This is a genomic window from Brevibacterium sp., assembly GCF_022712115.1.
Taxonomy (GTDB): Bacteria; Actinomycetota; Actinomycetes; order Actinomycetales; family Brevibacteriaceae; genus Brevibacterium; species Brevibacterium salitolerans.
Genome location: NZ_JALAHB010000073.1, coordinates 1 through 25,359, shown reverse-complemented (window position 1 = coordinate 25,359; position 25,359 = coordinate 1). Strand labels below are relative to the sequence as shown.

23 protein-coding genes and 1 other RNA gene are annotated in these 25,359 nt (G+C 72.3%); 9 read left to right on the top strand and 15 right to left on the bottom strand.

The genetic code is table 11. The features are described from left to right. The 5 genes from Q0A33_RS04420 to Q0A33_RS04400 all read right to left on the bottom strand — a co-directional run. Positions 1 to 537: ABC transporter ATP-binding protein (locus Q0A33_RS04420; RefSeq protein WP_291793694.1), on the bottom strand; the 537-nt coding region annotated here is incomplete at its 3' end. Position 538: 1 nt separating this feature from the next. Further along, positions 539 to 1,564 carry an iron chelate uptake ABC transporter family permease subunit gene (locus Q0A33_RS04415; RefSeq protein ID WP_291793691.1) on the bottom strand — a complete coding sequence of 342 codons (1,026 nt, stop codon included), beginning with the start codon at positions 1,562 to 1,564 and terminating at the stop codon, positions 539 to 541. After that, the gene (locus tag Q0A33_RS04410) at positions 1,561 to 2,580 is read right to left on the bottom strand and encodes an iron chelate uptake ABC transporter family permease subunit (RefSeq protein WP_291793688.1); all 1,020 of its coding nucleotides are present in this window, start codon (positions 2,578 to 2,580) and stop codon (positions 1,561 to 1,563) included. Before Q0A33_RS04410 ends, Q0A33_RS04415 begins: the two co-directional genes overlap by 4 nt. After that, positions 2,577 to 4,295, bottom strand: a complete 1,719-nt coding sequence (locus Q0A33_RS04405; protein WP_291793685.1) for a siderophore-interacting protein — start codon at positions 4,293 to 4,295, stop codon at positions 2,577 to 2,579. The genes Q0A33_RS04410 and Q0A33_RS04405 overlap by 4 nt, the downstream gene beginning before the upstream one ends. Then, positions 4,292 to 5,323: an ABC transporter substrate-binding protein gene (locus Q0A33_RS04400; RefSeq protein ID WP_291793682.1), complete on the bottom strand. Its 1,032-nt coding sequence runs from the start codon at positions 5,321 to 5,323 to the stop codon at positions 4,292 to 4,294. Before Q0A33_RS04400 ends, Q0A33_RS04405 begins: the two co-directional genes overlap by 4 nt. A gap of 201 nt (positions 5,324 to 5,524) precedes the next feature. Here Q0A33_RS04400 and Q0A33_RS04395 point away from each other — a divergent pair, with 201 nt between their 5' ends. Further along, the gene (locus tag Q0A33_RS04395) at positions 5,525 to 6,307 is read left to right on the top strand and encodes a helix-turn-helix domain-containing protein (RefSeq protein WP_291793679.1); all 783 of its coding nucleotides are present in this window, start codon (positions 5,525 to 5,527) and stop codon (positions 6,305 to 6,307) included. On the opposite strand, the gene Q0A33_RS04390 is transcribed toward Q0A33_RS04395, so the two are convergent. Continuing rightward, positions 6,278 to 7,033, bottom strand: coding sequence for a peroxide stress protein YaaA (locus Q0A33_RS04390; protein ID WP_291793677.1), 756 nt, complete (start codon positions 7,031 to 7,033; stop codon positions 6,278 to 6,280). The two genes, Q0A33_RS04395 and Q0A33_RS04390, sit on opposite strands and share 30 nt — an antisense overlap. A 95-nt stretch (positions 7,034 to 7,128) precedes the next feature. On the opposite strand from Q0A33_RS04390, the gene rnpB reads away from it, so the two are divergent. Continuing rightward, positions 7,129 to 7,520: RNase P RNA component class A (gene rnpB, locus Q0A33_RS04385), an RNA gene on the top strand. 20 nt (positions 7,521 to 7,540) lie between these two features. Here the strand turns inward: rnpB and Q0A33_RS04380 are convergent. Next, positions 7,541 to 8,380 carry an ROK family protein gene (locus tag Q0A33_RS04380; RefSeq protein WP_291793674.1) on the bottom strand — a complete coding sequence of 280 codons (840 nt, stop codon included), beginning with the start codon at positions 8,378 to 8,380 and terminating at the stop codon, positions 7,541 to 7,543. Positions 8,381 to 8,450: 70 nt separating this feature from the next. After that, a complete protein-coding gene (gene map / locus Q0A33_RS04375; RefSeq protein WP_291793671.1) occupies positions 8,451 to 9,374 on the bottom strand; it encodes a type I methionyl aminopeptidase in 924 nt (307 codons plus the stop codon). A 91-nt stretch (positions 9,375 to 9,465) separates the two neighbouring features. Between map and Q0A33_RS04370 the strand changes: the two genes are divergently transcribed. Continuing rightward, positions 9,466 to 10,185 (top strand): FCD domain-containing protein, encoded by a 720-nt coding sequence (locus tag Q0A33_RS04370; protein WP_291793668.1) that lies wholly within the window; start codon positions 9,466 to 9,468, stop codon positions 10,183 to 10,185. A 22-nt stretch (positions 10,186 to 10,207) separates the two neighbouring features. Here the strand turns inward: Q0A33_RS04370 and ald are convergent, their stop codons facing one another. Next, a complete protein-coding gene (ald, locus tag Q0A33_RS04365) occupies positions 10,208 to 11,326 on the bottom strand; it encodes an alanine dehydrogenase (protein WP_291793665.1) in 1,119 nt (372 codons plus the stop codon). 193 nt (positions 11,327 to 11,519) lie between these two features. Between ald and Q0A33_RS04360 the strand changes: the two genes are divergently transcribed. From Q0A33_RS04360 to Q0A33_RS04350, 3 genes are read left to right on the top strand one after another with little or no spacing between them, the layout of a single operon-like run. After that, positions 11,520 to 11,720: a hypothetical protein gene (locus Q0A33_RS04360; protein ID WP_291793662.1), complete on the top strand. Its 201-nt coding sequence runs from the start codon at positions 11,520 to 11,522 to the stop codon at positions 11,718 to 11,720. Positions 11,721 to 11,729: 9 nt separating this feature from the next. After that, complete coding sequence (locus tag Q0A33_RS04355; RefSeq protein ID WP_291793700.1) at positions 11,730 to 13,067, top strand: glutamine synthetase family protein; 1,338 nt, start codon at positions 11,730 to 11,732, stop codon at positions 13,065 to 13,067. 16 nt (positions 13,068 to 13,083) lie between these two features. Then, a complete protein-coding gene (locus Q0A33_RS04350) occupies positions 13,084 to 16,176 on the top strand; it encodes a bifunctional [glutamine synthetase] adenylyltransferase/[glutamine synthetase]-adenylyl-L-tyrosine phosphorylase (protein WP_291793697.1) in 3,093 nt (1,030 codons plus the stop codon). Positions 16,177 to 16,204: 28 nt separating this feature from the next. On the opposite strand, the gene Q0A33_RS04345 is transcribed toward Q0A33_RS04350, so the two are convergent. Further along, entirely contained in the window at positions 16,205 to 17,668 is a 1,464-nt protein-coding gene (locus Q0A33_RS04345; protein ID WP_291793659.1) for a mycothione reductase, read from the bottom strand. Between the two features lie 111 nt (positions 17,669 to 17,779). On the opposite strand from Q0A33_RS04345, the gene Q0A33_RS04340 reads away from it, so the two are divergent. After that, complete coding sequence (locus tag Q0A33_RS04340; protein ID WP_291793656.1) at positions 17,780 to 18,049, top strand: hypothetical protein; 270 nt, start codon at positions 17,780 to 17,782, stop codon at positions 18,047 to 18,049. 132 nt (positions 18,050 to 18,181) lie between these two features. Here the strand turns inward: Q0A33_RS04340 and glnA are convergent, their stop codons facing one another. Then, positions 18,182 to 19,606, bottom strand: coding sequence for a type I glutamate--ammonia ligase (glnA, locus tag Q0A33_RS04335; RefSeq protein WP_291793653.1), 1,425 nt, complete (start codon positions 19,604 to 19,606; stop codon positions 18,182 to 18,184). 119 nt (positions 19,607 to 19,725) lie between these two features. On the opposite strand from glnA, the gene Q0A33_RS04330 reads away from it, so the two are divergent. Further along, entirely contained in the window at positions 19,726 to 20,208 is a 483-nt protein-coding gene (locus tag Q0A33_RS04330) for an RDD family protein (RefSeq protein ID WP_291793650.1), read from the top strand. A gap of 73 nt (positions 20,209 to 20,281) precedes the next feature. Here the strand turns inward: Q0A33_RS04330 and Q0A33_RS04325 are convergent, their stop codons facing one another. The 3 genes from Q0A33_RS04325 to lipB form a co-directional block, all read right to left on the bottom strand. Continuing rightward, positions 20,282 to 21,040: a DUF4191 domain-containing protein gene (locus tag Q0A33_RS04325; RefSeq protein ID WP_291793647.1), complete on the bottom strand. Its 759-nt coding sequence runs from the start codon at positions 21,038 to 21,040 to the stop codon at positions 20,282 to 20,284. Between the two features lie 63 nt (positions 21,041 to 21,103). Then, positions 21,104 to 22,144: a lipoyl synthase gene (gene lipA, locus Q0A33_RS04320; RefSeq protein WP_291793644.1), complete on the bottom strand. Its 1,041-nt coding sequence runs from the start codon at positions 22,142 to 22,144 to the stop codon at positions 21,104 to 21,106. A 44-nt stretch (positions 22,145 to 22,188) separates the two neighbouring features. Further along, entirely contained in the window at positions 22,189 to 22,827 is a 639-nt protein-coding gene (gene lipB, locus Q0A33_RS04315; protein ID WP_291793641.1) for a lipoyl(octanoyl) transferase LipB, read from the bottom strand. Between the two features lie 161 nt (positions 22,828 to 22,988). On the opposite strand from lipB, the gene Q0A33_RS04310 reads away from it, so the two are divergent. After that, complete coding sequence (locus tag Q0A33_RS04310; RefSeq protein WP_291793638.1) at positions 22,989 to 24,287, top strand: hypothetical protein; 1,299 nt, start codon at positions 22,989 to 22,991, stop codon at positions 24,285 to 24,287. A gap of 71 nt (positions 24,288 to 24,358) precedes the next feature. Here Q0A33_RS04310 and sucB read toward each other — a convergent pair. Then, the coding region (gene sucB, locus Q0A33_RS04305; protein ID WP_291793635.1) for a 2-oxoglutarate dehydrogenase, E2 component, dihydrolipoamide succinyltransferase at positions 24,359 to 25,359 on the bottom strand (1,001 nt) is incomplete at its 5' end.

The window sequence follows — 25,359 nt, the reverse complement described above, 5'->3', positions numbered from 1 at the left end:
GTCGAGGAAGGTCGTGGGCTCGTCCAGGAGGAGCAGCTCGGTGTCCTGGGCGAGCGCGAGCGCGATCCACACCCGCTGGCGCTGCCCGCCCGAGAGTGTGTCCACGAGCCTGTCCGCGAGGCCGCTCACGCGGGTGAGCTCCATGGCACGGGCGACGGCGGCCTCGTCGTCCGCCGACCACTGCGCGAACAGCGTCTGGTGGGGATATCGGCCCCGTCGCACGAGCTCCGCGACGCGGATGCCGTCCGGCACCGGCGACTGCTGCGGGAGCATGCTCATCCGGCGGGCCAGCGCGGCCGTGCGCAGGGCGGAGATGTCCCTCCCGTCGAGCAGGACACCGCCGGAGGCGGGGGCGAGCAGACGGGTGAAGGCGCGCAGCAGCGTGGACTTGCCGCAGCCGTTCGGCCCGATCACGGCGGTGAAGCCGCCGCGGGGCACGGCGGCGGCCACCGCGCGGAGGACGGGGTCCTGGGAGCGGTATCCGGCGGTGAGGTCCACCGCCTGCAGCGCGATCTCCGCGGAGGGTGTGTGGGACATGTCAGCTTCTCCGGTTCTCTGTGAACAGCAGCCAGACGAGGTAGGCGCCGCCCAGGCAGACGGTGACGGCGCCCACGGGGAGCGCGGAATCGGGCAGGGCGTGCTGGGCGAGGAGGTCCGCACCGCTGAGCAGGACCGCGCCCACGAGCGCCGCTCCCACCGCGTCGAAGCCGCTGGTCTCGCGCCGGATCCTGCGGGCGATCTGGGGAGCCGCCAGTGCGATGAAGGCGATGGGTCCGGTGACGGCGGTGACGAGGGCGGTGAGCGCCACTCCGACGAGCACGAGGACGGCCTTCACCGGTTCGGCCCGCACGCCGCGGACGCGGGCTGCGTCCTCCCCGAGCTCGAGCTGTGCGATCCTGCGGCTGAGCCACGGGAGCACGCAGAGGAGGACGAGGGCCGCCGTCCCCGCGGCGAGGAGCTGCGGCCAGCGGATCCCGTTGAGGGTCCCCGCACCCCAGACGGCGGCACGCATCGCCTCGTCGAGGTTCGCCTTGACGACGAACCACGAGTTCGCGGAGCTGAGGAAGGCGCTCACGGCGATGCCCACGACGATGAGGCGGAACCCCTGGAGGCCGGAGGAGTACGCGAGCAGGTACACGAGCCCGGCGGCGAGGACGCCGCCGCCCACGGCTCCGGCGGCGAAGGCCGCGTAGCCGCTGCCGCCGAGGAGGATCACGCACAGCACTCCCGAGTACGCGCCGGTGTTGAGGCCGATGATGTCCGGGCTGCCCAGGGGATTGCGGGTGAGCGCCTGGAACAGGCCTCCGCTGATCCCCAGGCACGCACCGAACACGGCGGCGGCGAAGGCACGCGGTGCGCGCCATTCGACGACGACCATCCGATCGAGCGCCTCGGCATCCGGGAGGAAGGCCGCGAGCACGCGGTCCGCGCTCACCGGCCGCTCTCCGAGTGACAGCCCGAGCAGGGTGAGGACGGCCACCAGGAGGAGCAGGGCGGCTGCGATGCCTGCGTCCCGCGGGGAGAAGCGCCGGCTGACCGGGCCCAGGCGCAGGACGCCGCTCACAGTCCGCCCCTCTCCGCGCGGCGGACCAGCAGGACCAGCACCGGGGCGCCGAGGAAGGCGGTCACGATGCCGGCCTGCAGCTCCGCCGGCCACACGAGGAGCCTGCCGAGGATGTCCGCCAGCAGGAGGAGCACGGGGGCGAGGACGGCGGAGAGGGCGAACACCCAGCGCTGGTCCGGGCCGGTCACGGCGCGGACGGCGTGGGGGACCATCAGTCCCACGAAGGCGATGGGCCCCGCCGCGGCGGTCGCCGCCCCGCAGAGCACCGCGATGAGGACCGTCATGAGCCAGCGCAGGACGCCCACGGGCACGCCGAGCGTGCGTGCGCGTTCGTCGCCGAGCGCCATCGCATTCGCGGCGCGGCCCGTGAGCAGCGCGCACACGACGCCCGCCGCGATGAACGGCAGGACGGCCGTGAGCGTGCCCTGCGGGCGGTCGGCGAGCGTGCCCGCTCCCCAGAAGCGCATCTGGTCGAACACCTGCGGACGCAGGAGCGCGAGCGACTGACTGGCGCCGGTGAGCACGGCGGACAGCGCCACGCCCACGAGCGTGAGGCGGACCGGTGTGGCGCCGTGGGGTCCGCGCAGCGCGATCGCGTAGACGAGGGCGAAGGCCCCGAGGGCGCCCGCGAACGCGAACCACCTGTAGTCCTCCACGCGGGTGAGTCCGAGGAAGGCGACGGCGAGGGAGACCGCCAGGCCCGCGCCGGCGCTCACCCCCAGGATCCCGGGGTCCGCGAGCGGATTCCGGGTGACCGCCTGCGCCAGCGCGCCCGCCGTTCCCAGCGCGACCCCGACGGCGATGCCCAGCAGCGTGCGGGGGAGCCGCAGGCCGGACACCGTCATCCGGCTGATGAGGTCCTCGTCCGCACGTGAGAGTGCGCCCACGACCTCCGCCGGCGAGAGCGCGGCGGAGCCGACGAAGAGGCTCAGCACGGCGACGGCCCCGAGCAGGAGGAGCGCGGCCAGCAGTGCCGCCGTCAGCGCGGCCGGCCGCGGAGCGGAGGGGGCGTTCATCCGCGGACGAGCTCCGTCGCGTGCAGGCCCCAGCCGAGGCCGCGTGCGGACAGAGCGGTCCACCCGGCCTCCTGTGCGAGGGCGGCGACGTCCGCGGGCGTGCGCGGAGGCGTGCCGCTGGTCCCGAACTGCACGAGCGTGCGGAGGGCCGCGTCGGGGGAGAGGGCGTCCGGTGCGGGGGAGTCGAGCAGCAGCGCACGCGATGCGTGTGCGGCGAGCGTCCGCAGGTGCGCGAGCGCAGCCGCGTCGTCGAGGTGGTGCAGCAGGAGGGCGGACACGATCACGGTCCCGCCGTCCGTCGCGGCCGCAGGGGAGGCCTCGGGCGCGGGCGTGCGCTCCTCGCCTGCCGCGAGCGGACGGACGGCGATTCCGCCGCGGGCCGCGACCTCGGCGAGGACTCCGGCGGCGGGTCCGACGGCCAGGAGGCTGTGCGCGTCCAGCTCCGCGAGCCTGCGCACCAGGCCGTACTGGAGGAACGCGAGCGACTCCGCCTCGTGGGCGAGATGCGCGGCGGTCGCCGGATCCGCGAGCGTCCGGGCGAAGGGGGTGCCGTGGGCCAGCTCCCACGCGGGCGTCCCGCCGCGGACGGCCTCGGCGGTGTGCGCCAGGGCCAGGATCTGTGCGGCCTCGGGCCCGGTGAACTCCTCCTGCGCGTGCGGATCGTCGAGCAGATCACGGCCGAGCGCGGACAGCCGCCATGCTCCGGCGTCGTCCCGCTCCAGGAGGCCGGAGGGGACCAGCGCATCCAGCAGCGGCCGCAGCCGTACGTGCGGCACCCCGAGCGCCGCCGCGATCCCGTCCGCCGTGCGCGCTCCGGCGGACAGCACCGGGAGCAGCCCGAGGTCGAGCGCCGCACGGATCGCGAACCAGGCCGCCGGCGCCTCCGGGAGGGCCGGGGCGACTGCTGCGGCCTCGGCTTCCTCCGTCCGGTGCCAGTAGCCGGTGATGCTGCGGTCCCCGCGTGCCACGAGACCGGAGAGCCTGCGGCGCAGCGGCAGCAGCGAGGAAGCCTCGCCCGCGGCCCACACGTACGGCCGCTCCCCGAGGTCGCGGTCCTCGACCAGCTCGTCGAAGCTGCGCGCGATCGCCTCGCCGTCCGGGTGCGGCATGTGCTCCCACCGCACGGAGTCCTCCGGACCCAGTGCCAGCGGCTGGTGCGCCGCGGGATCCGCTGCGAACGCGAGGACGTGGGCAGGCGCGGGAAGCGGGCGTTCGTCGAAGAACCTGCCCAGGGCCGGCAGCGCGGTCTCGTCGCCCACCAGCACCAGCGCGGTGGCGTCCGCGGGCAGCACGAGGGAGGACTTGGGCCCCACGAAGGTCAGCGGATCGCCCGGCGCGGCGTCCCGCGCCCAGGTCGCGGCCGGCCCGTCGCCGTGCATGACGAAGTCGAGGACGAGCTCGCCCGCCTCCGGGTCGAAGCTGCGCGGCGTGTAGTCGCGGGTCTCGCGGTGCGGTGCGGGCGTCCACTCGATGCCGTCGGGCAGCTGGAGCGGCAGCGCCGTCTCGAGGGGGCCTCCCCGGGCGAGGACGAGCTTGACGTGGTCGTCGAACCCGGGGGAGGAGAAGGGCGGATGCGCGTGCCCGTCGCGGGTGAAGGCGCCCAGCTCCTCTCCCGTGAGGCGGATCCTGCGCATCCGCGGGGTCACGTCCTCGACGGCGGCGACCGTGACGGTGCGCACCACGAGCGGGTGGATGCGGAGATCGTGGAGGCTCACCTGCCGAACTCCTCCTCGACGAGGTCGAGGACCTCGAGCGACTCGTCGAAGTCGTGCCGCAGCGCCCAGTAGGGCAGATCGTACGCACGGTGGTGGGCGAACGCCGGCAGCCCGGACCAGGCCGGATCGTCCGCGAGCGCCTCCGCGCTGGCCGTGTCCGCGTTGAAGCCCATGACGAAGAGGGTCTCGCTGTCCACGAGCTGCCCGAGCTGTTCGGTGGAGAGCTCCGCGAGGTCGCCGCCGGGCTGGTAGGGCTCGAGCCCGTTGCGGGCCGCGATGTCGTTGACCTCGAAGCCCAGCGCGTCGAACATGCGCGGCAGGCCCTGGTCCTCGAGGACCAGGTAGGGGGTGCCCTCACCCGTGACGGAGACGAACGAGGTGGGCTGCTCCGGCACCTCGATCGCATCCCTCACCTCCTCCAGGCGGGTCTCGTACTCCGTCACCATCTCCTCGTAGGCCTCGGGCCGGTCGAAGACGTCCACGGCGAGGAACTCCGCCTGTCCCTGCCAGTCCGGGAGAGCCTTGTCGACGACGACGGTGGGGGCGATGGCGGAGAGGTCCTCGTACGCCTTCTCCGCGTGGAAGCTCGGGAAGCCCCAGCCGCCGCCGATGATGAGATCCGGGTCGACCTCGAGCACCGCCTCGAGGTCGAAGCCGTCGGTCGACCACGGCAGGAATTCGGTGCCGTCCTCGTCCGGTGCGGATCCCCACAGCGGTGAGTACTCCTGGTTGCGCTGGTCGGCGTCCTCCGGGATCGTCGCCGTCACCGGCACGTCCATGTCGTACAGATAGCCGGCGAGTGCGTAGTTGAGGACGACGATGCGCTGGGCGTCCGTGGGGACCTTCACATCACCGTAGGGCGTGGAGACGGTGCGCGTGCCGCCCGCTGCCTCCTCCTCGCTCCCTTCGTCCGCCGCGGAGCCGCCGCAGGCGGTGAGTGCGAGCAGGCCGGCGGCGAGTGTCGCCGCAGCCAGGGTGCGGGACGCGCGGCGAGGGGATGTGCGGAGCGGGTGGGATGTGCGGATCACGGGAACCTCCGATTGGGATAAGGGCAGCCTCACTTAAATGCCAAGGACCGACCCTAGGTGCGGTTTCGCGGGCGGGGCGGTCCGGAGGCGACATCGTCCGGGTCCGGAGCCGACACGTCCTGCAGTTAGGGCATAATTGCTTTGCGAAATGGAGTGGACGGCGCCGGAGCGGTGGGCCGTGCGGCTGTGACGGGGAGGCGGATGATGGGCTTCAGGCGGGAGTTCGCCACGGTGGTGCCGGAGACGGCGATGCGGTTCACGGGCCATCCCATGCATGCGCACGACCGCCCGCACCTCGTGCATCTCGTGATGGGGCGGGGCAGGCTGACTGCGGACGGGACGGACATCCTCCTCGAGCCGCGCACCTCGGTCTGGCTGGCCGCGGACGTGCCGCACGCCGTGCGGCTGGAGGAGCACTCGATCGTGCTGGGGCCGGTCCTCGCCGGGCACGTCGCGCCGGCCGTGCGGGTGCAGCGGCTGGGCGCGGTGCCGGGCATCACCCGCCTCATGCTCGCCCGGATGGCGGCGGAGCCGCGCACGCCCGAACAGTGCGCGGTGTTCACCGACGGTCTGGAGGAGCTGCTGCTCCAGCTGCGGGTCGAGGCCTTCCCCGCCGTCATGCCGGTGCATCCGGTGGCGGCTCGGATCGCCGAGGCGGCCGTGAGCTCCCCGGCCCCGCTCGCAGCCCTCTGTGCGCGGGTGGGGATGAGCGAGCGCCAGGTGCAGCGCATCTTCGCGGACGAGACGGGAATGAGCTTCAGCCGGTGGCGGACGCGGCGGAGGCTGAGCGAGGCCGTCCGCGGTCTGCGCGGCGGCGCGAGCGCGACGAGCGCGGCACGGGCCGCGGGCTTCGCCACCCGCGCCGGCCTCCTGCGTGCGCTGAGCAGAGAATCCGCGGTGCCGGTCGAGGTGCTGCGGGAGGACCCGCTGGCGGCGGTACCCCGGCGCGGGGACTCAGGTCTCCGGCAGCACCACGGTGAGTGAGGCGGCCTTCCGCGCGGTGGGCTGCGCGTACTCGACCTCGTACCACCGTCCGGCGGCCTCGGCGATCCCCTCCGGCGTCTCCGGCAGCGGTGCCTCCGCCCGCAGGAGCCGCCCGGCGAGCTCGCCGCGGGTGTGCTTGGCGAAGTGGGAGACGACCGTCCGCTTTCCGCCGCGCACCTGCACGACGTCGACCGTGACGGTCTGCGCCGGGCGGCCGGGCCAGGAGGCGCGGTAGTCGGCGGAGCGGCAGTCGAGCAGCAGCTCGCCCGCGAACGCCTCGTCGAGGACCGGCGCCAGCCGCTTCCGCCACCAGGTGCGCATGCGGCCGAGAGGCGGGAGTGCGGTGCCCATCGAGAGGCGGTAGGCGGGGATCGGGTCCGTGAGATTCACCACGCCGAAGAGTGCGGAGGAGACGAAGACGTGCGCGAGCCGCTCCGGGGCGATGTCCGCGGCACCCATCGCGGAGTAGAGCACCCCGGTGTAGACCTCGTGCGCGGGCGCGGCGGGTGCGGTGCACAGGCGGGTGTTGGCCTCGACCTCGGCGGCCAGCGACTTCCCCACGCCGAGGGCGGTGAGCGCGTCCTCGGCGGCCGAGGCCGTGCGCAGGGACGCGAGCACCTCCTCACGCGCATCCGCGAGCTGGGGGAACGCGAGCGCCCCGACGTCCACGGCGGGGCCGGCGGCGGGCGCGGTCTTTCCTTCGGACGGGGGAAGCAGGATCTTCACGGGTGGAGCACGTCTCCTTCAGCTGGGATGCGGACTGCGGTCGGTGGGGGAAGGCGCGCGGTGCGTGCGCCCCGGTGTACAGTAGCGGGCTGAGGGCAGGTCGCCGGACGACCGCGGCGGGGAAACGGCGAAAGCCTCTCCGCTGAGGAACGTCCGGGCTCCGCAGAGCAGGGTGGTGGCCAACAGCCACCCGGGGTGACCCGCGGGACAGTGCCACAGAGAACAGACCGCCCGCCGTGTGCGTGCACACGGCGGGTAAGGGTGAAACGGCGGTGTAAGAGACCACCAGGGCCGCAGGTGACTGCGGCTGCTCGGTAAACCCCACCCGGAGCAAGATCGGACAGACGGCGTTCGAGGGCTGCTCGCCCGAGCCGTCGGGTGGATCGCTCGAGGCCGCTGGCAACAGCGGTCCCAGACAGATGGTCGTCGCGTGCACAGGGGTGACCCGGTGCACGAACAGAACCCGGCGTACAGGCGGCCTGCCCTCACTCACACATCAGCCGCCGCTCACTTCCGCTTGCGGCCCACCTTCGCCTTGCCCTGGTTGGCCCCCAGCAGCCCGGCGCCCACGATCCCGGCGTTGTTGAGCAGCTTCGCGACCCGGATGGGGGTGTCCACCGCGATGTGCGGGAGGAACTCCGCACTGCGCTTGGAGATGCCCCCGCCCAGGATGAACAGGTCCGGGAAGAACAGACGCTCGAGCTCGCGATAGTAGGCGGTCAGCCGTGCGCCCCACTCCTCGAAGCCCAGGTCGAGGCGCCGCATCGCCGCGACGGACATCTGCCGCTCCGCGACCTCCTCGCCCATCATGAGATGGCCCAGCTCCGAGTACGGGTACAGCCGGCCGGAGGTGAACAGCGCAGTGCCGATCCCGGTGCCCAGGGTGGTGACGATGACGCTCTCCTTGCGATGCTTGCGTCCCGAGCCGTAGGTCATCTCCGCGAGCCCCGCGGCGTCCGCGTCGTTGGCGATGTGGACCGCCGTGCCCACCGCCTCGCTCAGCATGTCCACGATGGGAGCGCCGATCGCCGCGGTGAGGTTGCCCGCGAAGGCGACGGTGCCCTTCTTCACCACGCCGGGGAACGCCGCACCCACCGGGAGCTTGGACAGGTGCTCCGGCGCGGAGATGACGCCTGCCTCCGCCGTCTGCGCCGCGAGATCGTCGAGTGCCGCGCGGACGGTGGCGACGATCTCCTCCGCACGGGCGTCGCCGGGGGTGTCGAGCCGGCAGCGCTTGCCGATCAGCGCACCCTCGCGGACATCGACGAGACCCACCTTGGTGCCGGTCCCGCCGATGTCGATGCCCACTGCGAGATGCTGGAGATTCGGCTGCTGCTCCTGAGCCATGGTGGACCTCTCTCGTCTGGCCGTCCTCCGCCCGGCGGTCTGCCCGCCGGGCGGCTGCGGCGTGCTTCTCTCAGCTGATCGTAACGCCCGCGGACGGAAGGGTGAGGATGTCCGTGCCGGTCTCCGTCACGACGAAGGTGTGCTCGAACTGGGCGGAACGCCTGCGGTCCTTGGTGACGATGGTCCAGCCGTCGTCCCACTGCTCCCACGCGACGGTGCCCAGGTTGAGCATGGGCTCGATGGTGAAGACCATCCCCGGCTCGATGACCTCGCTGTGCGCCGGAGCCGCGTCGTAGTGGGGGACGATGAGGCCGGAGTGGAACTCGCGGCCCACGCCGTGGCCGGTGAAGTCGCGGACGACCCCGTAGCCGAACCGCTTGGCGTACTTCTCGATGACCCGGCCGATCACGTTGATCTCACGGCCCGGACGCACCGCCTTGATCCCGCGCATCATCGCCTCGTGCGTGCGCTCTACGAGGAGCCGCGACTCCTCGTCGACGTCGCCCACGAGGAAGGTGAAGTTCGTGTCGCCGTGGACCCCGTCCTTGTAGGCGGTGATGTCGACGTTGACGATGTCGCCGTCGGCGAGGACAGTCGAGTCCGGGATGCCGTGGCACACGCACTCGTTGACGGAGGTGCACACGGACTTGGGGTAGCCGCGGTAGCCCAGCGTCGAGGGGTAGGCGCCGTGGGCGACCATGAACTCGTGCGCGACCGCGTCGATCTCGTCCGTCGTGATGCCCGGACGGATGATCCTCCCCACCTCCGCGAGGGCGTCCGCGGCGATCCGGCCGGCAGCGCGGATGCGCTCGACCTCCTCCGGGGAGTGGAAGTCGCCGCCGCGGCCCTCGTCGGGCTCCTTCCGCCCCACGTACTCCGGGCGCGGGATGGACTGCGGGACGGGACGCTGGGGGGAGAGCGTGCCGGGCACGAGGGTGCCCAGCGGTGCGGTGGTCGGGAGGGCGGAGTTCTGCGCAGCGGTGGTCTCAGTCATGATGGGTCCAGTCTATCGAGAGCCGTGGGTGCCGCCGCGGCCGCGCGGCTATGGTGGGTCCGAGCGGAGCACGGCCGGGAAGGGAGGGCGCATGGCGCAGACGGAGCCGGAGTTCGACGCGGGCTACGCGGATCTCGCCGGGGTGGTCTCCCAGTCCTCCACCCCGCGGCAGATCGCCGACCACATCATGGCCTCGATCGCGGTGGGTGCGCTGCCGGAGGGCACCTGCCTGCCGCCGGAGCGCAGGCTGGCCGACGAGCTCGAGGTGTCCCGGTCCAGCGTCCGCGCGGCACTGGCCACCCTGGAGCGGGCGGGCTTCGTCGTCCGTCGCCGAGGCCGGGGCGGCGGGACCTTCATCTCCCGGGTGGAGCCGGCGCGGGTGGAGGAGTACGCCGAGCGGCTCGCGGAGTTCCGTGAGACGCGGCGCGATCTGCTCGACGCGCGCGCCGTCGTCCAGAATCGCATCGCCGCCGTCGCGGCCCAGCGGCGCCGGGCCGAGGACACCGCCCGCCTGCGTGAGCTCGCGGGCCGCTACGCGCAGGCGCAGACCGCCGCTGAGGCGCGCACGGCCGACGCCCGCTTCCATCACACGATGGCCCAGGCCGCGCGCAATACGCACCTCGTGGAGATCGCCGCGGACCTGGACCGCCGCATCAACGCGGGCTTCCGCCATGACCCGTTCTCCGAGCGCCTGTTCGAGCAGGCGGCCGCGGACCACTTCGCGCTGGTCGAGGCGATCGCGGCGGGGGACCCGGACCGTGCCGGCGAACTCTGCGAGACCCACTTCCGGAGCACCACGATGGGCGACTGAGCGGGTCCCGCAGCCGGTCGCCTCAGCCGGCGAGGACGGCCTCCGGCTGGACGGAGTCGAGTCCGAAGGCCTCCGCCACGGCGGCGTTGGTGAGCGTTCCGCCGTGGGCGTTGAGACCGCGGGCGAGCGCCCGGTCCGCCCGCAGCGCCTCCCGCCAGCCGCCGTCCGCGATCCGCAGGATGTACGGCGTGGTGGCGTTGGTGAGCGCCTTCGTGGCGGTGACGGGCGCACCGCCGGGCATGTTCGCCACGCAGTAGAAGAGCGCGCCGTGCCGCTCGAAGGTGGGCTCCGCATAGGTGGTGGGCCGGGAGCCGGCGAAGCATCCGCCCTGGTCGATCGCGATGTCGACGAAGACGCTGCCGGGCTTGGCGGCGGCGACCATCTCGTCCGTCACCAGCTTGGGTGCGCGGTGGCCCGGGATGAGCACGGAGCCCACCACGAGGTCCGCCCGGGCGACGGACTCGGCGATGTCCAACGGCGAGGAGGCCTTCGTCTGCAGCCGGCCGTCGAACACCTCGTCGAGGTAGCGCAGGCGCGGGAGGCTGATGTCGAAGATCTCCACCTGCGCGCCCATGCCCACCGCGGCCCGTGCGGCGGAGGCGCCCGCCACTCCGGCGCCCACGATGGTGACCTTGGCGCGGTCCACGCCGGGCACACCGGGCAGCAGCACGCCGCGGCCGCCCTGTGCGGCGAGCAGGTGGTGCGCGCCCTCCTGGACGGAGAGGCGGCCGGCGATCTCGCTCATGGGGGCCAGCAGGGGGAGCCCGCCCGCATCCGGCTGCACCGTCTCGTAGGCGATCGCGGTGGTCCCGGCGGCGAGGACCGCCCGGGTGAGGTCCTCGGCGGCGGCGAGGTGGAGGTAGGTGAAGAGGATGAGGTCCTCGCGCAGGTGTGCGTGCTCCTCCGGGAGCGGCTCCTTGACCTTCACCACCATGTCGGACTCGCCCCAGGCCTCGGCGGCGGTCGCGACGATCCGCGCGCCGGCGGCGGCGTAGTCCTCGTCCGCGAGGTGGGAGCCGAGGCCGGCGCCTGCCTGCACGCGCACCTCGTGGCCGTGCTCCACCAGCTGATGGACCCCCGCGGGGGTGAGTGCGACGCGCTTCTCCGCGCTCTTGATCTCCGTGGGTACGCCGATGCGCATGGGTGCCTCCTCGGGCCGGGGTGTGCGACGTGGTGTGCGCCACGAGCCTAGACCGGAAAAGGTCTGTCTGCCAAACCTTTAAAGCGGCGAGCGCCGGTCGCAACGGCGCGCCGCGCGAGCCTCCCCGCGATACTCTTGGGAGCCGGGGGAGCAGCCCCCGCGCAGACGTCCGCACAGGCACCGGGAGGCGACCATGGTCGGTGAATCGCAGTCGAACGACGTGCAGTACTGGTACAACACCCGGACCCACGAGGTGGAGAAGGGTCCGCAGAGCAGCTGGCAGTTCCGGATGGGCCCCTACGCCACCGAGGCCGAGGCCCGCGCCGCACTGGAGCGCGCCCGGGAGCGCAGCGCGGACTGGGACGCCGAGGACCGCAGCTGGGAGGAGGGCTGAGCGATGGCCATGAGCAAGCAGCAGGAGTTCGTCCTGCGCACCGTCGAGGACCGCGACGTGCGGTTCATCCGCCTGTGGTTCTCCGACGTGCTGGGCCAGCTCAAGTCCGTCGCCATCGTGCCGGCGGAGCTCGAGGGCGCGTTCGCGGAGGGCATCGGCTTCGACGGCTCGTCCGTCGAGGGGTTCTCCCGCGTCTTCGAGTCCGACATGGTCCTCCGGCCGGACCCGGCGACGTTCTCCCTGCTGCCCTGGCGCGGTGAACAGGAGCCCACGGCGCGGATGTTCTGCGACATCCACTCCCCGGACGGCGGTCCGGCGCCGGCGGATCCGCGCCACGTCCTCAAGCGCGCGCTGGAGCGCGCGGCGGAGTCGGGCTTCAGCTTCTACATCCATCCGGAGATCGAGTTCTACCTCTTCACGTCCGGCGACCTGAGAGGCGGCGCCCCCGTGCCGGTGGACACTGCCGGGTACTTCGACCACGTCAACGGCGGCACGGCCAACGACTTCCGCCGGGACGCGGTGCAGACGCTGGAGTCCATGGGCATCAGCGTGGAGTTCTCCCACCACGAGGCCGGTCCCGGCCAGAACGAGATCGACCTGCGCTACGCGGACGCGCTCACCATGGCGGACAACGTCATGACCTTCCGCGCGATGGTGAAGGAGGTGGCCGTCGAGCAGGACGTGTTCGCCTCCTTCATGCCCAAGCCGCTGGTGGACCAGCCGGGCAACGGCATGCACACCCACGTGTCGCTCTTCGAAGGCGAGACCAATGCCTTCTACGATCCGGGCGGCGAGTACCAGCTCTCCGAGGTGGGGCGGCACTTCATCGCGGGCATCCTCCACTACGCGCCGGAGATCTCCGCCGTGACGAACCAGTACGTGAACTCCTACAAGCGGCTGTGGTCCGGGCACGAGGCGCCGAGCTACATCTGCTGGGGCCACCGCAACCGCTCCGCGCTCGTGCGGGTGCCGCAGTACAAGTCCGGCAAGGCCTCCTCCGCGCGCATCGAGTACCGCGGGATGGACTCCGCCACGAACCCCTACCTCGCCTACGCGGTGCTGCTCTCCGCCGGCCTCCGGGGCATCGAGGACGGCCTCGCGCTGCCGGAGGAGGCCGAGGACGACGTCTGGTCGCTCACCGCCGCGGAGCGGAGGGCGATGGGCATCCGCGCCGTCCCGCAGAGCCTCGACCACGCGATCTCCCTCATGGAGGACTCGGAGCTCGTCGCGGAGACCCTGGGCGAGGAGGTCTTCGACTACTTCCTCCGCAACAAGCGCGCGGAGTGGGAGGCCTACCGGGACCAGGTGACGCCCTTCGAACTCGACCGCCTCTACCGCTCCCTGTGAGACGGCGGTGACGGGCATGCAGCGCGGCGGCTGGGGCGGCAGGACCGCGCGGGGGACGGACCCCTCGCGCGCACGGGCGCGGCCCAGCCGCGCGCAGCAGTTCCTCCGGGAGGCCGGTGAGCTGCTGGGCACCGACCCGGGCGCGGTCGCGGACGAGACCGGCCTCCTCGGCACGCTCGTGGACGCCGAGGCCGCCGCGCTGGGCCTGCTGCGGATCGTCGAGGCCGCGGGGAAGGAGGGCGAGGCGGGCGCTCGCGCTCTCACGGCCCTCCGGGAGGGCACCCGGCCGGCCGGCCAGCGGCAGGAGACCGCCGGCGCCCTCCTGCCGCGGCTCCTCCAGATCACCGGGGCCTCGGAGGCCCTCACGGACCACCTGGTGCGCCATCCGGACTCCGTGGCCCTGCTCGGGGGCCACGGGCCCCTGCTGCTCCACGGCGCCTCCTCCAGCGCGGAGTCCCTGCGGGCCACCCTCGTCGAGGCCGTCGAGGGCCTCACTGGCGAGACCGCCGTGGCCGCCCTGCGGCGGGCCTACCGGGATCGCGTCCTCGCCCTCGTCGCCGACGACCTCGACGCGCCCGAGCCGACGGCGGTCGTGGACGAGGTGAGCCGGGTGCTCTCCCGTCTCGCCGCAGCGGCGATCGAGGCGGGGCTCGTGATCGCCGCTGCGGAGCTGGATCCGCAGGCCCGGGTGCGCATGGCCGTCGTCGCGATGGGCAAGTGCGGGGCCGGCGAGCTCAACTACGTCTCCGACGTCGACGTCGTCTACGTCCACGCGGGCCCGGACGGCGCGGATGGTCCGGCACCGCCCACGGAGGAGGCGACCCGGCTGGCGGAGTCGATGGTGGCCCGTCTCACGGAGATCGTGGGCGGACCGGATGCGGAGCCCGCGCTGTGGGAGCTCGACGCCGCGCTGCGTCCGGAGGGCCGCGCGGGCCGGCTGCTGCGGACCGTGGACGAGTTCGAGGCGTACTACGCCCAGGTCGCGGAGTCCTGGGAGTTCCAGGCGCTCCTCAAGGCGCGCCCGGTCGCCGGCGACGCGGAGCTGGGCCGGGCGTGGGCGGAGCGGATGCGCCGCTTCGTCTGGGAGGCGAACCGGCGTGAGGGCTTCGTGGAGGGCGTGCGCGCGATGCGGCGCCGCGTCGTGGACCTGCTGCCCTCGCAGGAGGCCTCCCGCCAGCTCAAACTGGGCGTGGGCGGCCTGCGCGACGTGGAGTTCTCCGCCCAGCTGCTGCAGCTGGTCCACGGCGAGCTCGACGAGGCGATCCGCGTCCGCGGCACCCTGGACGCTCTCGCGGCGCTGGGCGAGCGCGGCTACATCGCCCGGGAGGACGCCGCGGGCCTCGACGAGTGCTACCGCTTCCTCCGCGTCGTCGAGCATCGCCTCCAGATCCCGCGGCTGCTCCGGGCCGCGCTGCTGCCGGACGCCGAGGACAAGCGCCGGCTGCTCGCACGTGCGGTCTACCGGTCCGGCGAGCGGACGCCGGCGCGGCTCGACGCCCAGCTCGCGGACGTGCGGCGCAAGGTGCGCAGGTACCACGAGCTCATCTTCTACCGCCCGATCCTGGATGCGGCGAGCAGGGACTCCGTGCTCACCTCGCTCAGCGAGGCGGATGCGCGTGCGCGGCTGGCGGCCTTCGGCTACTGCGACCCCCGGACCGCGCTCACGCACATCCACGCGCTCTCCGCCGGGGTGAGCCGGGCCGCGGTCATCCACCGCCAGGTGCTGCCGGCCATGCTGGACTGGCTGGCGGCGGGCGTGGATCCGGATGCGGGACTGCTCGCCTTCCGCCGGCTGGGGGAGAGCCTGCGGGACTCCAGCTGGTACCTGCGGCTGCTGCGGGACTCCGGTGCGGCCGTCCACAGCCTGGCCGATGTCCTCTCGCTGTCCTCGTACACCACGGGCCTGCTGCAGAACAGGCCGGACGCCGTCGCCTGGCTCGACGACACGGACCGTCTGCAGCCGCGGGCGCCGGAGGCTCTCCGTGCGGAGTCGCACCGCCTGGTCTCGCGCCACGGCGCGCGCGCCGGCGCGTCCCTGCGCGGCCTCTACGGCCGGGAGCTGCTGCGCACGGCGCTGGCGGACGTGCTGCGGCAGCAGGATCTGCCCACCAGCTCCGCGGCGCTGTCCGCGGCGGCCGATGTCTACCTCGACGCGGTGCTCGCGTGCGTCCGCGCGGAGCTGGACTCCGCGGAGATCCCGGGCTATGAGTTCGCCATCATCGCGATGGGTCGGCTGGGCGGGGCGGAGATCGGCTACTTCTCCGATGCGGACGTGATGTTCTGCTGGCGTCCGCACGATCCCGCCGATGCCCGCAGCACGGCCCTCGGCGCGCACGTGAAGAAGGTGGCGCTGGCCGTGGCGCGCGAGGCCTCGCGCACGGACCGGATCCCCGGGATCGAGGTCGATTCGGACCTGCGGCCGGAAGGCCGTTCCGGACCGCTCGTGAGGACGCTAGACTCCTACGCCGCCTACTACGCGAAGTGGTCCGAGCCCTGGGAGGCGCAGGCGCTGCTGCGCGCGCGGGTCATCGCAGGGGAGCGGTCGCTGGGGGAGGACTTCACCGCCCTCATCGACCCCCTGCGCTATCCCGCCCGGGTGCCGGAGAGCTCCGTGCGCCAGATGCGCAGGCTCAAGGCGCGGATGGAGTCGGAGCGGCTGCCGCGGGGTGCTGATCGCAAGACGCATCTGAAGCTGGGCCACGGCGGCCTCAGCGACGTGGAGTGGGCCGTGCAGCTCATGCAGCTGCGGCACGCGCACTCCGTGGCCGGGCTGCGGACCACGTCCACGCTGCCGGCGCTGGCGGCCGCGGAGGAGGCCGGGCTCGTCGAGGCCGAGGACGCGCAGACGCTGCGGGAGGCGTGGAGCCTCGCCTCCGGCCTGCGGTCGGCCGCGATGCTCTACCGGGGCCGGACGGCGGCGAGCCTGCCCGTGGACCGGGCCGAGCTCGAGGCCTGTGCCCGGCTGCTGGGCTACGCACCCGGATCCGCACAGCAGCTGGCGGAGGACTACCGCAGCACGGCCCGGCGGGCCCGCAAGGTCGTGGAGCGGCTCTTCTTCGCCTACGAGGACTCGAAGGTCGAGGACCCCTGGGCGGACCGCCGGTACTGAGGCGGCCAGCCCGGAGGCTCCGGCGGCCTCAGCGGAGATCGAGGTCCAGGAGTGCGTTCTCCACGACCTCGGGCAGTGCGGGGTGGATCCAGTACTGGCCCTTCGCGACCTCGTCCGCGGGCTGGTCGAAGGCGATGGCCTGGATGAGGGGCTGGATGATCATCGAGGCCTCGGGCCCCATGAGGTGCGCGCCCAGCAGCAGGCGCGAGGAGCGGTCCGCGACGACCTTCACGAAGCCCGTGGTGTCCTCCATCGCCCAGCCGTAGGCCACGCCGCCGTAGTCGCGGGTCCCCACCACCACGTCGTGCCCGGCGGCACGCGCCTCCTCCTCCGTCATGCCCACATGGGCGACCTGGGGCGAGGAGAACACCGCCGCCGGCACGCCTTTGTGGTTCACCGGCGTGAGGGCGGAGGCGGGTGCGCCGCCGGGCGCGCCGGCGTCGAGGTCCGCGACGAGGTTGGCCTTGACCACGCGCGCCTCGTGGTTGGCGACGTGCTTGAGCTGGTGCGGGGAGGAGATGTCGCCCAGGGCGAAGACACCGGGGACCGGCGCGCCGTCCGCGAGCACCCGCAGGTACTCGTCGACCGCGATCCGCCCGTCGGCGCGGGTGTCGATGCCCGCAGCCTGCGGGCTGAGCCCTGCCGAGGCGGGAGCGCGCCCGGTGGCGAGGAGCACCCGTTCCACGATGAGGGGTGCGGGCACCTCGGCTCCGGGCACTCGGCCGGTGGCGCGGAGTGCCACCTCCACACGACCGTCGTCGAGGACGCGGACGGAGGCGGCCTCCACACCTGGCCGGACGTCGTGGCGGGCGGAGAACTCCGCGGTGAAGCGGTCGCGGATCGCGGCATCGGCGCCCGGCAGCATCCGATCGCCGCGGATCGCGACGACGGTGCGGGTGCCCAGGCCGGAGAAGATGTGGCCGAACTCCGCGGAGATGAAGCCGGAGCCGAGAATGAGGACCGATTCCGGCTGGGAGTCCAGGCGCATGATCGTGCGGGAGGTGTGGAAGGGCGAGCCCGGTGCGTCGACCCGTGCGGGGTCGAGGCCGGGGATCTCGGGCACGACGGGGGCGGAGCCCGCGGCGATGACGATGCGGTCGGCGGTGATCTCCCGGCCGGAGGCGGTCACGAGGGAGTGCGGCCCGGTGAACCGGACGTGCTCGGGGAAGACGGTGACGTTCTCCTGCCGCTCGGTGCGGTAGGCGCGGCCGTCGGCCTCGATCGCGTCGATCCGGGCGAAGATGCGGTCCCGCAGGGCCGGCCAGTCCGCGGAGCCGTAGGAGGTGGAGAGGTTCACCGCGGAGGAGTCCGCGGCCTCCTCCGCGCGCGTGGCGGGGTAGACGTACATCTTCGTGGGGATGCAGCCGGCGTTGAGGCAGGTGCCGCCGAACCGGTCCTCCTCCGCGATCGCCACCCGGAGACCGTCGAAGCGGTGGTTGATGATGCTGTTGCCTGAGCCGGTGCCGATCACGAGCACGTCGAAATGCGTCATGCGCGCCAGTCTAGTGACATCCGTGCCCAGTGCGGACGGGCGTGGTGCGGCGCATGCGCGGCCGTGCGACGACCACGCGCACCACGGATGAGCTCATGGGTCTGCTGCGCGATGGATGAGTCGACGCTGGTCGATTCGAATGTGCTGCTGGACGAGCTCCTCCCCGCGAGTCATTTCGCGCGGGAGGAGCTGCCCTGGCCCGCGGGGTTCCTCGCCGGCAAGGCCTTCCTCGCCTACCGTCGTCGGGGCGGGGCGAAGGCTGCGCCCCTGCACGACTTCTACATCGGCGCCCATACCGCCGTCGCGGGTCATCGCCTGCTCACCCGGGATCGCGGCAGGTATGCGACCGCGTTCCCCACTCTCGAGGTGGTCGCGCCGTAAGCACGGTGCGTGTCTGCCGGGGAGCGGCGGCGAACGGCACGACGGCGGCCGGTCTGCGGAAACGTCGGATGACGTCTCCGCAGGCCAGCCGCCGTTCTCGGTGTCTCTCGGAAGAGGGCGGGAACCCTCGGCTCAGAGCGAGTAGTAGAGCTCGAACTCCGTGGGGGTCGGCCGCAGGCGCGCGACCTCGATCTCCTCCGTGCGCTTGTACTCGATCCACTTCTCGATGAGATCGGGGGTGAAGACGTCACCGGCGGTGAGGAAGTCGTGGTCGTTCTCCAGCGCGTCGAGGGCCTCCTCGAGCGAACCGGGGACGAGCGCGATGTCCTCGAGCTCCTCCGGGGGCAGCTCGTAGAGGTCCTTGTCGACCGGCTCCGGCGGCTCGATCCGGTTCCTGATCCCGTCCAGCCCGGCCATGAGCTGCGCGGAGAAGGCGAGGTAGGGGTTGGAGGACGGGTCCGGCACGCGGAACTCCAGGCGCTTGGCCTTGGGGGAGGAGCCGGTGACGGGGATGCGGATCGCCGCGGAGCGGTTGCGTGCGGAGTACACGAGGTTGACCGGCGCCTCGTAGCCGGGCACCAGGCGGCGGTAGGAGTTGATGGTGGGGTTCGTGAAGGCCAGCACCGCACCCGCATGCTCGATGAGGCCGCCGATGTACCAGCGGGCCAGGTCGGAGAGGCCGCCGTAGCCGTTCTCGTCGTAGAAGAGCGGCTCGCCGTCCTTCCACAGCGACTGGTGGCAGTGCATGCCGGAGCCGTTGTCGCCGTACATGGGCTTGGGCATGAAGGTCGCGGACTTGCCGGCTGCCAGGGCCTCGTTCTTCACGACGTACTTGAAGTCCAGCAGCTGGTCCGCGGCATGCTTGAGCGAGTTGAACTTGTAGTTGATCTCCTGCTGTCCGGCAGTGCCCACCTCGTGGTGCGCGCGCTCCACCTCGAAGCCGATCTGCTTGAGGGTGAGCGAGATCCTGTCGCGGATGTCCGCGAAGTGGTCCTGCGGAGAGACCGGGAAGTAGCCGCCCTTGACGGGCGTCTTGTAGCCGAGGTTGCCGCCGGGCTCGTCCGCGCCCGTGTTCCAGGCGGCCTCGACGGAGTCGAGCTTGTAGAAGCTGTGACCCGGCGTGGTGTCGTACTGGATGCTGTCGAAGAGGTAGAACTCCGCCTCCGCGCCGAAGAACACGGTGTCGGCGATGCCGGTGCTCTTGAGGTAGGCCTCCGCCTTCTCCGCCACCTGCCGCGGATCGCGGGAGTACGGCTCGTCCGTGAACGGATCCACGATGGAGTGGTTGACGACCAGCGTCTTCGCATCGCGGTACGGATCGATGTAGGCGGTGGTGACGTCTGCGAGGAGCTTCATGTCGGACTCGTGGATGCCCTGGAAGCCGCGGATCGAGGAGCCGTCGAAGAGGAGTCCCTCCGTGATCTCCTCCTCCCCGTACGCCTCCGCCGGAAGGTTGAAGTGCTGCACCACCCCGGGGAGATCGCAGAACCGGATGTCGACGAAGTCGACGTCGTTCTTCTTGACGTACTCGATGAGCTCCTGTGCCGTTGAGAACACGCGCACTCTCCTGATCTCGTGGGTGGGTCGTGACTCGAGTCTATAGTGACGTGGATTTCACGTCTGTGACCCGGATGTTTCCTGCGTGTTACGCGGAGCGCATCGACTAGCCTGGGGGCATGGCAGATCGTGGTGAGCGTGCGGCACGGCGCGCGGAGTGGCTGACCGGTCCGAGACTCCCCGACGGCCAGTGGCCGGGCCGGCGCCTGGGGCTGCCGGAGAGCGGCACCGGGTCCGCGGCGACGCTGCTGCGGCGGGCCGGCGGGATCATCGTCGACTGGTCGCTCGTGGTGCTGGTGGTGCGCCTGGCCATGGAGGCGGACGTCCTCGCACAGAACATCGCGATCCAGTCCGGCTTCGCGCTCCTCTACTTCCTGTGCGTCTGGCTGCTCGGCCGCACCCCCGGCCACCTCCTGCTCGGCATCGGGGTGGTCGACGTCCGCACGCACGGCACGCTCGCCTCCACCGGACCAGTCGGTGCGCTCAGGGCGATCGTCCGGACGCTGCTGGTGTGCCTCGTCATCCCCGTGGTCATCGCGGACCCGGACGGGCGCGGCCTCCACGACAAGGCCTCGGGCGCGGTGGTCGTGCGGACGCGCTGAGGCCGGCGTGCGCAGAGACGGAGAGAGGCCCTGTCCCGGGAGCGGGACAGGGCCTCTCTGCGGTGCGCAGGTCTCAGCGTCCGCGCAGCGCGCGCCGGTCCGGACGGGCGTTGTTCGGATCGACGCCCTTGGGCACGGGCGGGCGCGAGGCCATCGTGCCGATGCTCGTGAGCCGGTTGCGGACCGCGAGGATCTCCGCCTTGTTGAGCTTCTTCGGCAGCTTGTAGAGCTCCTTGGTGATCTGCTCCATCGAGAGCTGGCCCTCGGCCTCGCCGCCCTCGAAGGTGTGGATCGGCACGCCCTTGACGATCTGGGAGTGGCGCTTGGCCTCCTTGGCGAGGAGCTTCTTCACCTTGGTCCGGTTGCGGCCCTCGCCCACGAGCACCACACCCGCCCGGCCGGTGGTGCGGAACACCATCTCCTGCGTGCGCATGTCGAAGGCGATGGGCTGTTCGTCCATGAGCCATCCGCGGCGGGCGGTGTTGAGGACCGCGCCGATCGCCCCGGGCTGGCCGCGCATCTGATCGAACGCCGCGGCCTCCGCGAACCGGCCGAGCATGAACATCGCGAGGACGGCGCCCAGCATGAGGCCGGTCACGCCCCAGAGGATGACGCTGAGGACCGAGCCGGAGATGAGGAAGCCCGCGAGCACGCCGAGGGCCGTGAGGCCCACGAGCGCGGCGGCGACCAGCCACATGGAGGCGGGGTTGTGCTTGCGCGCCAGCCTGGCCACCTGGCGTATCTGCGCGATCCGACCGGGGTTGTTCGGATCGGCCTTCTTCTTCCTGCGGCCGAAGAGGCCCTTCTTCTCAGGTTCGCTGCTCGTGGACATGCTCTCGCTTCGACGCGGGTGTGCGGGGGACTGTGCTCCCACCGTTTCTGGCGATGGGTCGACTCAGTATTGTACCTCCTGGCCCTCGCCGAACGTGTCCACCACCGCCTGAGCCTCCTGGCGGGCGGGGACGTCCTTGTCGAGGTGCCGCAGGTGCGCCGGGATCTCGATCCCCCGGTGGCGCATGGCCTGCGCCCAGAGCTTGCCGGCCCGGTAGGACGAGCGGACGAGCGGACCGGACATCACGCCGAGGAACCCGATCCGCTCCGCCTCGTCGCGCAGCTCCACGAAGGTCTGCGGGCGCACCCACCTCTCGATGGGATGGTGCCGTTCCGAGGGCCGCATGTACTGGGTGATCGTGAGGATGTCGGTGCCCGCCTCGTGCAGGTCGCGCATCGCCTCGACCACCTCCTCGTCCGTCTCGCCCATGCCCAGGATGAGGTTGGACTTGGTGACGAGGCCCGCGTCGCGGGCCTTCGTGAGGACGGAGAGCGAGCGCTCGTAGCGGAAGCCGGGCCGGATCCGCTTGAAGATGCGCGGCACCGTCTCCACGTTGTGGGCCAGGACCTCCGGCCGTGAGGAGAACACCTCCGCGAGCTGCTCGTCGTCGGAGTCGAAGTCCGGAATGAGCAGCTCCACGCCGGTGCCGCTGCCGTCGGAGTAGGTGAGCTCGTGGATCTTCCGCACCGTCTCCGCGTACAGCCATGCCCCGCCGTCGGGCAGGTCGTCGCGGGCCACGCCCGTGATGGTCGAGTAGCGCAGGCCCATCTGGCGCACGGAGTCCGCGACCCTGCGGGGCTCATCGGCGTCGAAGTCCGCGGGCTTGCCGGTGTCGATCTGGCAGAAGTCGCAGCGCCGGGTGCACTGCTCGCCGCCGATGAGGAAGGTGGCCTCGCGGTCCTCCCAGCACTCGAAGATGTTGGGGCAGCCGGCCTCCTCGCACACCGTGTGCAGGCCGGCGCCGCGGACGAGCGACTTGAGCTCCGTGAATTCCGGGCCGATCTTCGCCTTCGCCTTGATCCAGGCGGGCTTCTCCTCGATCGGGGGCTGGGAGTTGCGGGCCTCGATGCGGAGGAGCCGTCGGCCTTCGGGTGCCAGTGTCATGGGGCGGTGTCCCTTCACTCGGGGGCTGCGTGCGCGCGGGCGGATCAGGCGGTGATGTGCTGCTGGAGCAGGGCGGTCATGCGCTCTGCGACGTCTGCTGGGGTGACCGTGCGGTCGAGCTCACGGCTGAGCGAGGTCACGCCGGCATCGGCGATGCCGCAGGGGATGATCCCGTCGAAGCCGGTGAACGCGTTGGAGCAGTTGAGCGCGAGCCCGTGCATCGTCACGCCCTCGTGGATGCGGATGCCGATCGCGCCGATCTTGCGCTCCGGCCTGCCGCCCGAGGCGGGGAGCCAGACTCCGGCGCGCCCGTCGACGGTCTGCGCGTCGAGGCCGTACTCGCCGACGAGCTCGATGATCGCGTCCTCGATCTGGCTGACGAACAGCCGCACCTCCTTGGGATCCCGGAGGCGGTAGATGAGGTAGCAGACGAGCTGACCGCGACCGTGCCAGGTGATCTTCCCGCCGCGGTCCACGTCGATGACGGGGGTGCCGTCCGTCGGCCGCTCTAAGTCCTCGGTGCGCTTGCCGGCCGTGTACACGTCCTCGTGCTCGAGGACGAGGAGGGTGGAGTCGCGGGTGCCGGCGACCACCTCGTCGTGCAGCGCCGTCTGCAGCTCCCATGCCTCCCTGTAGTCGACCAGCTGAGGGTCCAGTCCCAGTTCTCTCACAGCGAATGCCATGCGTCCACTGTACGCGGCGGTGCAGGCACCCGCCCCTGCGGGGAGCCTTGTGTGAGCCGTGTCTCTGTGCAATCATTCTCGAAATGCATCAAAAATCAGCAAACACGCTCAAACGACGCTCATGCGTGACACGGAGCGTCATACGAGGAGAGGGGTGGGCTGTGATTGAGGAGCACTGGGTGGTGGAGGCCGAGGCCGGAAGCGGCCTGCTGCGGGTGCGTCGGGGTGCGGAGATCGCCTGGCTGAGCGTGCCCGGAGAGGACGGGCCCGTGGGGGAGGCGGTGCTGGAGGCGGAGGCCGAGGCGTGGGGCTGCCAGCTCGCCGCGGTCGACGACGCCGGCGGCGCGCGGACGGGGCTGCTCGTGCCCCGGTGGTCCGGTGGGCTGCTCGCCGACGTCCTGCGGCGCAGGGGAGGGCTGCCCGAGGGCCAGGCGCTGGGCGTGCTCGAGGAGGCCCTGGAGGCGGTGCTGGCCTCCCCGCGGCCGCCGGGAGGCCACTCGCGGGTGAGCCTCTACGCCTTCGCGGTGCGGAACGACGGGCGCATCGCGGTGGTGCCCGGACGGCTGCGGCCGGAGGCGCGGACGACGGACTCCGCGGCCTGCGGGGAGATCCTCCATGCCGCGCTCACCGGGAGGGAGTGGGCTGATGCCGGAGGGCCGCTCTCCGTCACCGCGCCCGCGGCCGATCCCCGCGTCCGCGAACTGACCGCCGCACTCCTGGAGTCCTCGGCCTCCTCCCCGGGGCTGCGGGGTGTGCTCCGGCGGGTGCGGGAGCTCGGCCCGGACCGCGCACGGGGGTTCCTGCCGGCGGAGGCCGGGGTCGAGGTGGACGACGCGCCCACCGGGGTCCTCGCCGCGGAGGTCGTCAGCCGTCTCCGGGAGGTGCCCGCGGAGAGCTCCGCAGAACGCAGGGACCGTCATCCGGCAACGCGCGCGGCCCGCTCCTGCAGGAGCGGGCGAGTGGGCAGGCTCGTCCGGCGGCAGTGGCGCAGTGCGGCGGGTGCGGCGTGCGCCGTGCTGCTCGGCACGGGGGCGTGGCTCGTGGTCGCCGGGTCCTCGGACACTGGGCGCAGCGCGGAGACCGCGGCGCCGGCGCCGGCACACAGTGCGACGCCGCCGGAGACGCCTCGGGAGAACCCGCTCGAGGCGTTCGCCGCACTCACGCAGAGGCGCAGCGCGGCAGTGGCGGCCGGGGACGCGGAGGCACTCGCGAGGCTCACCGTCCCGGGCTCTCCCGCCGCCGCTGCGGATGCCGCCGTGGAGCTCACGCCCTGCCCGGACTGCGGAGAGGTGAAGCTGGAGGGACTGGAGAGCGTCGGCGATCCCGCGAGCGGCGAGCCGGATCCGGACACCGCACACGTCCGGGCGCGGATGCGGACCGGGGACGGGCGGTGGGCGGACGTGGAGGTGGAGCTCCGGAGGCACGAGGGCCGGTGGAAGGTGCATGCGGTGCGCGGCTGACGCGAGCGCATGCGGAAGCGGGCGGGGAGGCCGGTGGTCCCGGCTTCCCCGCCCGCTTTCGGCTCAGACCCTCAGAGCTCCAGATCGGCCTCGAAGTTGGCCTCCTCGAGGCGCTGACGGATGGTCGTGAGGAAGCGACCCGCGTCTGCACCGTCGACCAGCTCGTGGTTGTAGGTGAGCGGCAGCTCGACGATGTCGCGGATGACGATCGCCTCGTCGCCGTCGGCGGTCCGCCGGACCACGGGACGGCGCACGATCGACCCCACACCCAGGATGCCGGACTCCGGGTAGTTGATGATCGGCGTGTCCATGATCGCGCCGAAGCTGCCCAGGTTGGTCACCGAGAAGGTGCCGCCGGAGAGCTCGTCCGGCTTCACCCTGTTGTTGCGCGTGCGGTCGGCCAGATCGACGATCGCCTTGGCGATCCCGGCCAGCGACAGGTCGCCGGCGTTCTTGATCACCGGCACGATGAGGCCGCGCGGGGTGTCGACCGCGATGCCCACGTGCTCGTGGTCGAAGTGGACGATCTCCTTGCCGTCTGCGGAGATCTGCGCGTTCACCTGCGGGTGGAGCTGCAGGGCCTCGACGACCGCCTTGATGAAGAACGGCAGGTAGGTGAGCTTGACGCCGTGCTTGGCCTGGAAGGCGTCCTTCGTGGCCCTGCGCAGCTTCGCGATCTCCGTGACGTCCACCTCGTGGACCTGCGTGAGCTGCGAGGTCGACTGCAGGGACTCGCGCATGCGCTTGGCGATGGTCTGCCGGATGCGCGAGGTCTTCTGCGTGGTGCCGCGCAGCTTCTTCGCCTCCTCGGACAGCTCCACGACGTGCGGAGCCTTCGCGGCGGCGGAGCCGGCGGAGGCGGCGGAGGCGGACGCAGCCGCAGCGGTGGCCGCAGGCGCAGCGGCAGCCGCATCGAGCACGTCCTGCTTGCGGATGCGGCCGCCCACGCCGGTGCCGGTGACCGTCGCGAGGTCCACGCCCTTCTGCTTGGCGAGCTTGCGCACCAGCGGCGTCACGTAGGCGGGGTTGGCGCCGGAGACGCTCGAGGCGATCGCCTCGCCCGAGGCCGCGG